Origin of the sequence: Pseudoflavonifractor sp. An85 (genome assembly GCF_002161235.1) — a bacterium.
In the GTDB taxonomy this organism is placed as follows: domain Bacteria; phylum Bacillota; class Clostridia; order Oscillospirales; family Oscillospiraceae; genus Enterenecus.
In genome coordinates, this window is the sequence record NZ_NFHE01000009.1 from 1 (window position 1) to 13017 (window position 13017).

Annotated in this window: 11 protein-coding genes and 1 pseudogene; all 12 read left to right on the plus strand. The window is 57.9% G+C overall.

From position 1 onward, the window contains the following. The first annotated feature begins 231 nt into the window (after positions 1–231). Positions 232–1164 (plus strand): ParM/StbA family protein, encoded by a 933-nt coding sequence (locus tag B5G37_RS05975; RefSeq protein WP_343229690.1) that lies wholly within the window; start codon positions 232–234, stop codon positions 1162–1164. A 14-nt stretch (positions 1165–1178) separates the two neighbouring features. Then, positions 1179–1436 (plus strand): plasmid segregation centromere-binding protein ParR, encoded by a 258-nt coding sequence (locus B5G37_RS05980; RefSeq protein WP_242962774.1) that lies wholly within the window; start codon positions 1179–1181, stop codon positions 1434–1436. Positions 1437–1597: 161 nt separating this feature from the next. After that, on the plus strand, positions 1598–2137 hold the full coding sequence (locus B5G37_RS05985; RefSeq protein WP_143482881.1) for a hypothetical protein: 540 nt from the start codon (positions 1598–1600) through the stop codon (positions 2135–2137). Between the two features lie 141 nt (positions 2138–2278). Next, a complete protein-coding gene (gene dcm / locus B5G37_RS05990; protein ID WP_087255400.1) occupies positions 2279–3427 on the plus strand; it encodes a DNA (cytosine-5-)-methyltransferase in 1149 nt (382 codons plus the stop codon). Further along, positions 3423–4376 carry an amidoligase family protein gene (locus B5G37_RS05995; RefSeq protein WP_343229691.1) on the plus strand — a complete coding sequence of 318 codons (954 nt, stop codon included), beginning with the start codon at positions 3423–3425 and terminating at the stop codon, positions 4374–4376. The genes dcm and B5G37_RS05995 overlap by 5 nt, the downstream gene beginning before the upstream one ends. Before the next feature lie 40 nt (positions 4377–4416). Continuing rightward, positions 4417–4899 (plus strand): annotated as a pseudogene (locus B5G37_RS06000) (gamma-glutamylcyclotransferase family protein); the annotation flags it as partial. Between the two features lie 81 nt (positions 4900–4980). Further along, a complete protein-coding gene (locus B5G37_RS06005; protein WP_087255409.1) occupies positions 4981–9180 on the plus strand; it encodes a SpaA isopeptide-forming pilin-related protein in 4200 nt (1399 codons plus the stop codon). After that, entirely contained in the window at positions 9177–9944 is a 768-nt protein-coding gene (locus tag B5G37_RS06010) for a class B sortase (protein WP_087255412.1), read from the plus strand. Before B5G37_RS06005 ends, B5G37_RS06010 begins: the two co-directional genes overlap by 4 nt. Before the next feature lie 178 nt (positions 9945–10122). Next, entirely contained in the window at positions 10123–10368 is a 246-nt protein-coding gene (locus tag B5G37_RS06015; RefSeq protein WP_003531158.1) for a hypothetical protein, read from the plus strand. A 4-nt stretch (positions 10369–10372) separates the two neighbouring features. Then, the gene (metK, locus tag B5G37_RS06020) at positions 10373–11533 is read left to right on the plus strand and encodes a methionine adenosyltransferase (RefSeq protein WP_087255414.1); all 1161 of its coding nucleotides are present in this window, start codon (positions 10373–10375) and stop codon (positions 11531–11533) included. A gap of 21 nt (positions 11534–11554) precedes the next feature. Beyond that, the gene (locus tag B5G37_RS06025) at positions 11555–12520 is read left to right on the plus strand and encodes a DUF3991 domain-containing protein (RefSeq protein ID WP_087255417.1); all 966 of its coding nucleotides are present in this window, start codon (positions 11555–11557) and stop codon (positions 12518–12520) included. Between the two features lie 210 nt (positions 12521–12730). Continuing rightward, entirely contained in the window at positions 12731–12937 is a 207-nt protein-coding gene (locus B5G37_RS15530; RefSeq protein ID WP_204217865.1) for a hypothetical protein, read from the plus strand. The last annotated feature ends 80 nt before the right edge of the window (positions 12938–13017 follow it).

The window sequence follows — 13017 nt, forward strand, 5'->3', positions numbered from 1 at the left end:
GTTCATAGATAGATTGACGAAAGCCCCAAACGGCCCAAAATCAAACCCTCAAAATACAAGGGGGTAGTGCGCCCTTTTTCAGGAACTCTCCGGCTGGCTGGCCGGGGAGTTTTTTGCGCTTCCCCCCCTCTCACACTCTCCCCCCTAAATACTTTACCAGCTGGGAAAGAACAAGATACGCTTCGCTCTTAACCAGCAGGAAACCAAGTTTTCAACAACAGCCAAGAAAGGATGAGCAAAACCATGAACATCGGCATCGACCATGGCTACTACGCCATCAAGACCCGGCATTTTTCTTTCCCAGCCGGTATTACCGCCTATTCCCATGAACCCTACACCCTGCAGAACACGCTGGAGTACGGTGGAAAGTTCTTCGTGTGCGGGACCGGCAGACAGCCGATCCTGCGAAACAAGATGGAGAACGAGAACTACTACCTGCTGACCCTTGCGGCCATCGCCAAAGAAATCCAGCAGCGGGGCGCCAAGACAGAGTGTTCCGTTACCATTGCAGCCGGCCTTCCTCTGGCTGGGTTTGGCCGGGAGAAGAAGTCTTTCCGGGAGTACCTTCGCCCTTCTTCCCAGCCGGTAAGCTTCCAGTTCGAGGGCATCCCCTACAAAGTGACCGTCGAGGATGTGAAGCTGTTCCCACAGGGGTATTCCGCCCTGATGATCCACCCGGAACTCCTCCAGAACGAGCCCTCCGTCCTGCTCATGGACATCGGCGGCTGGACGGTGGACCTGATGCGGCTGGACAACAATGTTCCCAACGCCGCCACCTGCCGGAGCCTGGAACTGGGGATGATCCGCTGCATCGACGAGGCGAAAGAACAGGTTCGCCGGGATGTGGGGCTGTCCGTTACCGACGCCCAGGTGGAGCGAGTGCTGGCGGGAAAGCCCTGCAGCATGGACGAGGACGCCCGCAGCATCATCCAAAAGCAGGGCCGCCTTTACACCGAGCGCCTTCTCTCAGCGGCTATGGAAGCAGGGTTTGACCTCAAGGCCATCCCGGTGGTGATGCTGGGCGGCGGCGCAGCGGTGGTCAAGCGCAACGTGAGCGAGCAGGACGGCCTGTGTCGGGTTTTTGCCCTGCTGGACGACCGGGTAAACGCCGAAGGATTCGAGCGGATTTTGGGGCGTTTGTCGGGCGGTGTGGGCAAGGGATGAGCAGGCCCCTTTTTATGTTCCGCCCAAACCTCCAGAATGAGGACCACCGCCGGGCATGGGCACTGCTGCAGGCTGTGCCGGAAGGACAGAAAAGCGCCTTCCTGGTGAAAGCAATTCTGGACAGCGCCAGGCAGGACGCCTTGGAGTCCACCCTGCGCCGCATCCTGCGGGAAGAACTTCAGGCTGTCCCTTCCCAGCCGGTACAGCAGCCGGAGGAAGCCATCCCACCGGAGATGCTGGGCTTTCTCAACACTCTCATGGATGATGAGTAAAATCCCCCAAAGAAGTCCCCAACATAGCCGTTATTGCTTGTGACGTTTGTTGCCCCTGCTTTGGCTGAAAGGTTGTTGGTCTTGGTAATAGCTTTCTCTTCGCTCTTCGGATATGCTTGTGTTGCCCGAAAGGAAAAGAACCAAGCAAAGGAGCGATGGACGTGGAGACCAAGGGCGTAACCTGCAAAATCCCGCTGGACCTGCACAACAGGATCAGCGAGGAGATCCGGGAAACGGAGAGCACCATGAGCAAGTTTATTGAAATGATCATCCAAGAGCATTATGAGAAAGGGGCTGGCAAATTCATGGCAAAGGGCAGAACACTGGCATTTCAGGTGAGCGAGGAATTGTTCCAGCGGGTCAAGGAATACCTGGAACGCTTTGAAAAAGTCCACCACCGCCGCCTGACGCAAAAGGAGTTCATCATCGGGCTGATCGAGCAGGCGCTGGAGGAAGCGGAGGAAGAATTCGAGGCCGCTGAGGCAGCCGGGCGGGAGGAACAGGAAGAAAGCGCCTGGGCCACCGCCCAGGGCGGGGAAACCGGCGAGGGCGAGGGTGACCCCAGCACGGGCCTCCCCAGCGAATACGCCGCCTGGAGCGTCCCACAGGAGGACGGACAGGAAACGGCGGATGAGGACGAGGGAGAAGCCGAGGACGAAGCGGCTGAGGCCGAGGATGCTGAAGAAGAAATCTACGCATAAGAGGAACAACAGCAGCCCGCAGGATTGGGTTCACCCCAGCCCCTGCGGGCTGTTTTCCTATCATTTGACACTGCACCATGAAAGGGGTGATGCCGGTTGATTGTGTAGCAGCGTTTCACCAAATTCATAAAAAGGAGCGTGATGCCCAAAGCCATAACGTATATTGACCTGTTTTCCGGCATCGGCGGGTTCCGGGAGGGACTCAGCCGGGCCGGAGGTTTTGTCTGCGTAGGCCATTGTGAGATCGACAAATATGCCGACCAAAGCTACCGTGCGCTGTTCGATACGAAAGGAGAGTGGTTCCGTGAGGACGTCCGAAAAGCCGACCCCGATGAAATGCCCGACTTCGACCTGCTGTGCGGGGGATTTCCCTGCCAATCTTTTTCTATTGCTGGACACCGTGGAGGGTTTGCAGACCCAAGAGGTACGCTGTTCTTTGAAATTGCCCGGCTGACTGCGGCAAAAAGGCCTGCGTATCTGCTGCTTGAAAACGTACCCGGCCTGCTTAACCATGACGGAGGCCGGACGTTTGCGGCCATCCTCCATACGCTGGATGGATTGGGGTATGGTGTGGAATGGCAGGTGCTTAACAGCAAAGATTTCGGCGTCCCTCAATCCCGCAAGAGGGTGTACCTTGTCGGATATCTTGATGAAAGATGCAGAGGAAAAATACTTCCTTTCACCGAAACAGCAGGAACGCCTCTTAAGCAAATCCGCCCCGGCGCACAGGGGGAGCGCATCTACTCCCCGGAAGGAGTAAGCTGCACCTTGACCTCCCAGGCAGGCGGGATGGGCGGGAAAACCGGGCTGTACTGCACAGGCGTTCCCATCAAGGAAAACACGAAAAAGGGATATAAAATGGCATATCCCGGCGACAGTGTGGATTTGGCCTATCCCACCCTCAATACCCGCCGCGGCAGGGTGGGCAGGAAAATCGCCCACACCATCACAACCGGGAGCAGCCAAGGCACCCTTTGCTGTGTGGATATGAACGAGGAACCGGAGCTGACGGACTATGCCCGCTGCCTCACCGCCAAGCAGAACGGCGGGATCCGCAGCCATAAGCGGGAAGCCTCCGGTGTGTGGGACGGATGCCGCATCCGCCGCCTCACGCCACGGGAATGCCTGCGGATCCAGGGATGGACGGATGAACGCATCGACCTTGTCCTGCCGCTCCAATCCGACGCCCAGCTTTACAAGCAGGCCGGGAACGGCGTCACCGTCAATGTGGTGGAGGCCATCGGAAAGCGGCTGGCCGCCGCCCATCGGGAGGTGAACGCTGTCGATTGACCTGAAAGACCAGTTCTTCGGCTGCGAGATCGAGATGACGGGGCTGACCCGCCAACAGGCTGCGGAAGCAGTGGCTGACCTGTTCGGCGCCACCGCCATCCACTCCCGTTCCTCCCGCACCTATGACCCATGGGAGGTCACCGACAACGAGGGGAAAACATGGCGCTTTGTCTTTGACGCCAGCATCCGCGCCACCCATCGGAGTGGGCGCAGGCAGCTTTCCACAGGCGATGACACCTACAAAGTGGAGATGAACTCCCCCAAGCTGGAATACAGCGAGATGGGGAAGCTTCAAGATGTAGTACGCACCCTCCGCCATGCGGGGGCTGTGGTCAATTCATCCTGCGGGATGCACGTCCATGTGGACGCCTCCAAGCACACCCCGCAGAGTTTGAAGAACGCCCTGTCCATCATGTACTCCAAGGAGGATATCCTGTTCAAAGCCCTCAACGTGGACGAACGCCGGGTAGAACGCTGGTGCCAGAAGGTGCGGGAACCCATGCTGGAGAAGATCCGCAGGCTGCCCACCAACACCACCATGGACCGCCTCAAGCGGGAATGGTACGAGGGAGGCGATGGCAGCTACGAGCACTACAACTGGACCCGGTACTACGCTTTGAACCTTCATTCGGTGTTCTATCGCGGCACATTGGAGTGGCGCTGTTTTGAGAGCACCCTCCATGCCGGCAAGGTGCGCGCCAATATTACGCTGGCGCTGGCCATCTCCGCCCAAGCCATCAATCAGAAGCGGACGGTGATGCGGAAAACCGAGATCAGCGAGAACCCCGCCTTCACCTTCCGCACCTTTTTGCTCCGCCTCGGCCTGATTGGGCCGGAGTACAAAAATGTGCGTGAACACCTGCTCTCCAATCTTCCCGGCGACAGGGCCTGGCGCTATGACAAATCCCAGTACCCCAGCCTGCAGAACCGCAGCAATCAAGAACGATAGGAGATGATGAAAAACCAAAGGGAAACTTTACTTTGCCTACGGCTCCAACATGAACCTGAACCAGATGGCCTTCCGCTGCCCGGACGCCCAGGTGGTGGATACCGTCCGTCTGGAAGGATACCGCCTCGCTTTCTGCATGAATGGCGGCGGGCATGGTGTTGCCACCATCCTGCCGGAGCAGGACAGCTTTGTGGATGGCGTCCTCTGGCGCATTTCGGAACGGGATGAGCAGAGCCTGGACCTTTATGAGGGATTCCCCCGGCTGTATGGGAAGGAGCCTGTCACTGTGGTCGACCCGGATGGCCTGAAGCGGGAAGTCATGGCCTATACCATGAACAGCCCCTACAAGGACGTCCCCGCACTACCCTCTAAATCCTATCTGGAGGGCATCCTCAATGGCTGCCGGCAGAATGGGATTGAAACCGCTTCTATTTTGGAAGCGGTCTGGCTCACTCAGCAGGATACGCATCACAAGGCGATCCCTCGAAAAAAGCCCCGCCAGAAAAATGGCGAGGAACGATAAATCTGCTTTAGCCCCCGTGGGTTTGAGGGTTTCCCTCAAATCTGCGGGGGCTTTTTTTATTTTGCCTAAAAGGAGATTGTTATGAAAAATCTTAAAAGAGTGCTGTCCCTGATGATGGCGGTGCTGCTCTGCTTTGGGCTCTTCCCTGGCAGCGCCCTTGCCGCCGAGAATGATTATGACGGGTACCTCGCCATGATCGAATACAAAGACCGCCGTTATTCTCTCAGCGAAAACCTCCCTGCGCCTTTTGGCGGGCGTACAACTGAGGAATTCTTCGAGCTGCGGATCAATGATTTACGCACATACCGCACCGCCTACTGCATCCAGATGGGTGTACGGGCTAACAGCGGCATCGGCTATGAGTCCTCGGATGATTACGCCTCTTTCACAGAAGAACAAAAGGCGCTGATCAACACCGCCCTCACCCTGGGCTACAACATGGAAACCGGCACAAAGTACGGGGGCAGCGCCATCGATGAGTACATCGCCACCCAAATCCTCATCTGGCTCATTGCCCACAACCAGCTCGGCACAGGGTATGAGAGCCAGATCGTGGACGAGATCACTGCCAACAGCCCTGCGGCGAAGCCCATCTTCTATACTCTGCGGGAAAACGTGATGAACTACCGCACGATCCCGTCCTTTACCACAGATGACCCCGGTGCGGTTGGGGCCTATACCCATGCCTTGCAGTACAATGAGAGCACCGGAAAAAATGAAACGACGCTGGTAGATGAGAACAATGTGCTGGGCGATTTCACCTTCAGCTGCCCCGGCGTGGATTTTTCCGTGGACGGAAACCAGCTGCACGTTTCCACCAGTGAGACGGAATTCGGGACCATTACCGCTGAAAAGAGCCTGCCCTCTTCCATCCCCGGTGTGGTCACCGGCGGCACGAGATACTGGCTGCGGGATACCTATCAAAATGTTGTCACCTTCGATGTGGAGGGCGAGGCCCAGCCGGTGGAGTGCTACTTCTCCCTCGAAATCAGATCCGGCACCCTGCAGATCGTGAAAACCTCCGAGGATGGCGAGGTTTCCGGCATCCCCTTCCACATCTCCGGCAACGGGGTGGAACGGGATGTGGTGACAGGCCCAGATGGTACCATCGGGGTGGGCAATATCCAAGCCGGCACTTACACCGTCACCGAGCAGTCACCGGACCGATACGTCCAGCCCGCTTCCCAGCAGGTGACCATTTACCCCGGCCAGACCGCCAGCGTCAGTTTTGCCAATGTGCTGAAGAAGTTCACCGTCACCATGGAAAAGGTGGATTCCGTCACTGGGGAAGCCCAGGGCGACGCCTTCCTGGATGGCGCGGTGTACGGAATGTTCAAAGGTGAAACCCTGCTGGACACCTACACCACTTCGAGCGGGGGAAAATTCACCACCAAGGAGTATCCCTGCGGCACGGATTACACCATTCGAGAGATCTCGCCCAGCGAGGGGTACCTGCTGGATGAAACCGTCTATCCTGTGGGCGCAGAGCCGGGGAACTTCACGCTGGAACACAACAGCGTCCCCATGACCGCAACAGAGGATGTGGTGCTCGGCTCCATTGCCATTACCAAGCACACCGACCAGCCCGCCATTCCAGAGCAGGACGCTCCGGCACCTGAGACGGAGTCCCCCACTGAGGAAGAAGCTACCGTCCCTGAAGAACAGCAGACTGAAAGCGCAGAGGAAACTCCCGCCCCCAGCACACCTGAAAATGGCGCTGTTTCTGAAAGCGGCTCCGAGCCTTCCAGCCAGCCGGAGGAAAACGAAGCAGCCATCGAGAACCAGGCCGGGGATGCCAGCGCCGCCCCGGAAAACGACGCTGTACAGGAACCAGCCAATATCGACCAGCCTGATGCATCCGATGCGGAAGCAGAAGCTGTGCCGCTGGCCGTTACCAGCAATGAGGTGCAGATCGAGCAGCCGGAGGCCGGGGCTGAGTTTCAGGTCTATCTGGCCAGTGCTGGCAGTTACGAGAACGCCAAAGAGTCTGAACGGGATATCCTGCTGACAGATTCCTATGGTTTCGCCCAATCGAAGTCACTCCCATACGGCCTGTATGTGGTGCATCAAACCGCTGGCGCCGAGGGGCAAAAATTCGTCCCGGATTTCTCCGTGTTCATTTCCGAGCATGGCAAAACTTATTACTTCATCCTGAACAACCCCACCTTTACCTCCCTCATCCGCTTTGAAAAGAGGGACGCCGAATCCGGCGAGATCATCCCGCTGGCCGGCACCTCCGTGAAGATCCGCAATGCGGATACCGGCGAATGGGTGGTGCAGCACATCAACTATCCCAGCCCCATGGACATCGACACCTTCGTGACGGATTCCACAGGGACCCTCATGCTGCCGGAGGCCCTGGGCTTTGGAAATTACGAGTTGTATGAACAGCAGAGCCCCTGGGGTTATGTTCTGGATGACGAGCCTGTACCCTTTGTGGTGGATGGCACCCAGGACGTTGTCACCGTGACAAAGTACAACACGGTTCAGAAAGGCACCATCACCGTCCACAAGGAGGGCGAGGTGTTCAGCCATGTGCCAGAAGCCGGTGGCCTCTACCAGCCGCAGTATGAGGCGCAGGGCCAGCCGGGCGCCGTTTACGACATCGCCGCTCTGGAGGATATCGTCACCCCGGATGGCGTCGTTCACGCAAAGGCCGGAGAACTGGTGACTACCCTGACCACAGGAAGCGATGGGACCGCCACATCGGAGCCCTTGTACCTGGGCCGCTACCAAGTTTCTGAACGGACAGCGCCCGCAGGCACGGTGCTGGATTCCGAGCCGAAGGAAGTCACCCTCGCCTACGCTGGCCAGGAGGTGTCTGTCACCACCGCCGATGTAGGCTTCGTCAATGAACGTCAGAAGGTGGAGATCAGCCTCAAAAAGCTGCTGGAACAGGATGAGACCTTCTCCATCGGGATGAATGAGGAATGGAAGAACATTACCTTCGGCCTGTTCGCCGCAGAGGAAATCATCGCCGCCGATGGCAGTTCCATCCCCGCCGATGGCCTTATTGAGACCACCGGCATCGATGAAAACGGGAACGCCTCCTTCAAAACCGACCTCCCCTGCGGGGCCTCGCTGTATGTAAAAGAGATCGGTACGGATGAGCACTACCTGTTGAGCGACGAGAAATACCCTGTGGTGTTTGAGTACGCCGGGCAGGACGTCGCCACCGTGCAGCTGGAGGTCAATGACGGAGAAGCCATGGAAAACACGCTGAAGTATGGCAAGGTATCCGGCTGGAAGGTGGACCAGGACGGATTCGAGTTGGGCGGCGCCGTGATTGGCCTGTTCCGCTTTGACGAAACCGAGTTCACAAAAGAAACCGCCCTCATGGTCACCGAGAGCAATCCCATCGGGTACTTTGAATTTGACCGGGTACCCATTGGCAATTGGGTCATTCGTGAGATCGCAGCGCCGGAAGCCTTCGTACTGAGCGAGGAAACCTTCCCTGTGGAGATCACCGAAGATGGGCAGACCATTGAGATCACCATGGAAAACCAAATCATCCGGGGTACTGTGGAAACCACCAAGGTAGACGCCGACTTCCCGGAGAATACGCTGTCCGGTGCCATCTTCGAGGTGTATGCCGATGTGGACCACAACGGGGAGTTCGACCCTGACATCGACAAGCTGGCGGGTGAAATGGCTGAGTCCGAGGGCGGCGTCTATCAGCTGAAGGACTTGCAGTACGGAGATTACTTCCTGCACGAGAAGGAAGCCCCTGCATTTTTCCAGCGTGACGAGGGGTACTATCCCTTCTCCATCACGGAAAACGGCGCCATCGTGCGGGTGGAAACCGAAGCTGGCGTGGGCTTCCTCAACCATGCACAGACCGGCTCCCTGAAGGTGGTCAAGACAGCCGATGACGACCAAATCGAAGGCCGCACCTTCAAGATCACCGGCACCGACTTCATGGGCAACGCCTATGAGCAGGAGTTCCAGACCGATGAGAACGGTGAGATCAACGTCACCCTCCGTGTGGGCGAGTACACCGTTTCCGAGGTGGCCGGTGAGGATGCTGAACAGTATATCCTGCCGGATGACCAGACCGTGGAGATCCTGGCTGGTGAAACCGTCACCGTGGCGATGCACAACAAGCTGGTGCCGGAAGTCCCCACCGTTCCTCAGACGGGAGACAGCCCCTGGATGCCCGCAGTTTTGATTGGCCTTTCCGTTCTGGCGCTGCTGGCAGGCGGCGGGCTCCTCGCCATGCACCTTGTGGGCAAAAAGAAGAGATCCGCAGGCGGCCATGACAGGAACCAGGATATCCGATGAAAACCTTTCTGAAAGGTTTCTGCATCGGCCTGCTGTGCCTAAGCCTGTTGGGGCTTGCGTGGTTTTTGGTGCTCCAACCGGGGCTGACCAATGGGGAAGCGCAGGCCCTAAAAGAGGAATACACAGTACAGCCCCTCCCCGGAGCCGAAAGCTCCGGGGAGGAACCGGCTGGGAATGAACAAACCGTGCAGGAGCAGGAGCCGGAAGCCATTGTAGACCTCCCGGCCCTGCAAGCGGAATACCCGGATATCAAGGGGTGGATCACTATCCCCGGAACCTGCGTGGACTACCCTGTTCTGCAAAGCGGCGCCGATGATCCCGAATACTACTTGCGGCGCACCTATAAAGGGGAATGGCGCACAGCCGGCAGCATTTTCTTTCAGTGGGACTGCACCCCGGGAAGCCGGAACACCGTGGTCTACGGACACAACATGAACGACGGAACCATGTTCGCTGTGCTTCAGAAGATGGCCGATGCAGCGTCCCGGGAAGAACATTCCGAAATCCTCCTGCAGACGGAAACCGGGCTGCGGGAGTACACCATCGTGGCTGTGCTGAAAACGGATATCCAAAAGCTCTACTTCAACCGCACCGTATTTGCGGACGATGAAGATTTCCTGTCCTTTCAGAAGGAGCTGCTTGCACAGCCGCTGTATCACGACCCAGCATTTATCCCCGGCGCAGGCCACCGCCTGCTGACCCTTGTTACCTGTTCCTATGAATGGGATAACGCCCGCACGGTGGTCGTCGCCGTACAAAAGTGAGGTGAGAATGAACCTATGGAACCGAAAGCAATTATAGTCATTGTCCTGTGCGCTGTCATTTTAGGCGGGCTTGTTTTTCTGCACATTCGCAACCGCAGGAAGAAGTAGCAGAGATTTGGTTGAGTGGGGCGCTAAAAAGCGCCCCGCTTTTTGTATTTGAATGCACTGGAGGGATTGATTGAAGAAACTTGGACTTTTAGACCGGCTGGCAGAGCAGCATCGCACCTTCATCTCCAACCTGCGCCTGCAGCCCACCCTCAAATGGGAGGCTCTTGGAGACTTGTACCAGCTGGAGAACAAAGAGCAGTACCCGCTGAAGGAATGGGAAGAAGCTGTGTCCTACCTGCTGGGCTGCGAGGTGCGGTTTGCCAATTATGAGGACATCGGGAAAAGCCTCAAGCCCTTTTCCCTGAAAGTGAGGTGACGCCATGAATCAATTTTACACCGCCGAATCCGTCACGGAAGGCCACCCGGATAAGCTGTGCGACCTCATAGCCGACCGTGTTCTGGATGACTGCCTTTCCCATGACGCTCTCTCCCGTGTGGCCTGCGAAGTGCTGGCCACCAAGGGGCAGGTCATTGTAGCTGGTGAGATCACCAGCCTGTATGAACCCCAAATCCCGGCCATTGTCCGTTCCGTGCTGCGGAAGGTGGGCTACGACCCCGCCCGGTACGCCGTCCAATGCCTCATCCATAAGCAAAGCCCGGACATCGCCGCAGGGGTGGACTGTTCGTTAGAGCAGCGAAGGGGATCGCTCCAAGATCCTGTCCTCCGATTGGGCGCCGGTGACCAGGGGGTCATGGTTGGGTACGCCTGTTCGGAAACCCCGCAGATGATGCCTCTTCCAGTTGTGCTGGCCCACCGGCTGGCCGGCTGTCTCACCACAGCACGGAAATCCGGTCTGGTGCGGGGCCTGCGCCCGGATGGGAAAGCCCAGGTCACCGTGGAGTACGACGAGGATGGACGCCCCCTGCGGCTGGACACGGTTGTCCTCTCCGCCCAGCACAGCCCGGAGAAGCCCGCCGATGAACTGTTTTGGGAACTCACCGACAAGGTGCTGGCCCCGGCGCTGCAGGCGCTTCCCCCGGACGAGGACACCAAGATCCTGCTGAACCCCTCCGGGCGGTTTGTGCTTGGAGGCCCGGAGGCCGACACCGGCCTCACCGGAAGGAAACTCATGGTGGACAGCTACGGTGTGTTCGCGCCCCATGGTGGCGGCGCCTTTTCCGGGAAGGACCCCACCAAGGTGGACCGTTCCGGGACATATATGGCCCGCTACATCGCCAAAAACCTCGTGGCCGCCGGGCTGTGCAGCCGGTGCCAGGTGACGCTGGCCTACGTCATCGGAAAAGCCGAGCCGGTGATGGTGGAGGTGGATACCTTCGGCACCGGCGCCATCTGCGCCGACGATTGCCTGGCAGATGCGGTGCGCCTTGTGTTTGGGCTGACCCCTTCGGAGATCATCGCCCAGCTGGACCTGTTGACGCCCCGCTATACCCAAACCGCAGCCTACGGGCATTTTGGAAAGCCGGAACTCCCCTGGGAGCGCACCGACCAGGCCAAAATCCTCCGGGCGACGGTAATCTAAGACAAAGGAAGGAGTATTCCCATGCCCGGAGTGAGCAAAGAGCAGATCGCCGCCGCCAAGCAGATGACTGCCATCGAGTTTCTGCGCCGGTTTCGCCCCAATGAACTGGTCAGAAGCGGCAGCCGTGGTGAGTTCCAGCTGAGGGAGCACGACAGCTTCAAAATCAACGGGGAGTCCTCCATCTGGCATTGGAAAAGCCGGGATATTGGAGGGAAATCCGCTCTGGATTACCTCATCAAAGTGGAAGGGATGAAGTTTGTAGATGCGGTGCTGGCCTTGTGCGACGAATGCCCCGGCTACATCCCGCCTCCGCCTCAACCAAAAAAGAGGCCGGAATTCATCCTTCCACCGGCAGCCGTGAACAACCGCAGGGTGTTCGCCTATCTGCTGAAGCGGGGGATCAGCCGTGGGGTCATCGAAGCCTGCGTCCGGGCAGGGATCCTCTATGAAAGCGCAGACTACCACAACGCTGTTTTCGTCGGCAGGGATGAAGCCGGCACTGCCCGGTATGCCTTCCTGCGCGGCACCTACACACGGGGAGAACCCTTCAAGGCAGAGGTGCCGGGCAGCGATAAGCGGTTCTGCTACCTGTTGCCGCCGAAGGGGAAAACCAACCGGGTGGCTGTGTACGAAGCCGCCATTGAACCCATGGCCCATCTGACGCTGGAAGGGACTACAGACAAGTGGCGGCTGTCTCTCGGCGGCATCTACGCACCGGAAGAAGGACAGCGGCAGGAACGGGAGGCCAAGAACCCCCTTGCGCTGGATGCTTTTCTGGAGCGCCACCCGGAGATCGAGGAAATCGAGATCTGCACCAACAACGATTTTGCCGGGCGCTGGGCTGCAGCCCACATCGAGAGAGCCTATCAAGGCAGGTACCGCATGGTGAAGAACCTGCCCCTGCGAGAGGGCTGCGACTATGGTGACCTGGCAAAAGAAAACTATGAACGGCGAACCGCCCGGAGCCTTTCGGACGGTTCCCGATAGAAAGAAGGTCATGCAATCGACAAGAAGGAAATCGCACTGAAACTATATTCCCCGCTGAAAGGGGATTTCTTTCCCCAGGAGGTCTACGACGATATAGATTGGCTGAATCGAGTGGGGCCGGACGAGTTCTCCGGCTTTGAGCTGGCGGATTATGAGGAATCCATCCAATCCGCTATAACGGCCTCTCTTAAAGGAAGCGGCGGGGATCTCATGCCCTATTTTTCAGGGCAGAGAAACCCCGGCGTCAAGGCAAAGGTGCTCAGCGCCATCCCCTCGGTGGAACTCCGGGACGGGGAGCTGATGGGCTGCACCACCGTCCGGCTGAAGGAGTCTCTGAACGATGTGGAAATGAAAGCTCTCCAGGAGTATCTGCGGGGCCAGTTTTCCGATGGTAATGCCAAGTGGTTGTTAATGTAAAGTGAAAGCGAGAAAGAGCTGAAAATACAGCACTTTCCCGCTAAATACTTTGCATAAAAAGGCCGTTCTCTTTTTCTCAA

Excerpts from the sequence above, each read along its gene's own strand:
- B5G37_RS06025 (WP_087255417.1), top strand. The coding sequence starts at position 11,555 with ATGCCCGGAGTGAGCAAAGAGCAGATCGCCGCCGCCAAGCAGATGACT.
- metK (WP_087255414.1), top strand. The coding sequence starts at position 10,373 with ATGAATCAATTTTACACCGCCGAATCCGTCACGGAAGGCCACCCGGAT.
- B5G37_RS05980 (WP_242962774.1), top strand. The coding sequence starts at position 1,179 with ATGTTCCGCCCAAACCTCCAGAATGAGGACCACCGCCGGGCATGGGCA.
- B5G37_RS05975 (WP_343229690.1), top strand. The coding sequence starts at position 232 with ATGAGCAAAACCATGAACATCGGCATCGACCATGGCTACTACGCCATC.
- B5G37_RS15530 (WP_204217865.1), top strand. The coding sequence starts at position 12,731 with ATGCCCTATTTTTCAGGGCAGAGAAACCCCGGCGTCAAGGCAAAGGTG.
- dcm (WP_087255400.1), top strand. The coding sequence starts at position 2,279 with ATGCCCAAAGCCATAACGTATATTGACCTGTTTTCCGGCATCGGCGGG.
- B5G37_RS06005 (WP_087255409.1), top strand. The coding sequence starts at position 4,981 with ATGAAAAATCTTAAAAGAGTGCTGTCCCTGATGATGGCGGTGCTGCTC.
- B5G37_RS06010 (WP_087255412.1), top strand. The coding sequence starts at position 9,177 with ATGAAAACCTTTCTGAAAGGTTTCTGCATCGGCCTGCTGTGCCTAAGC.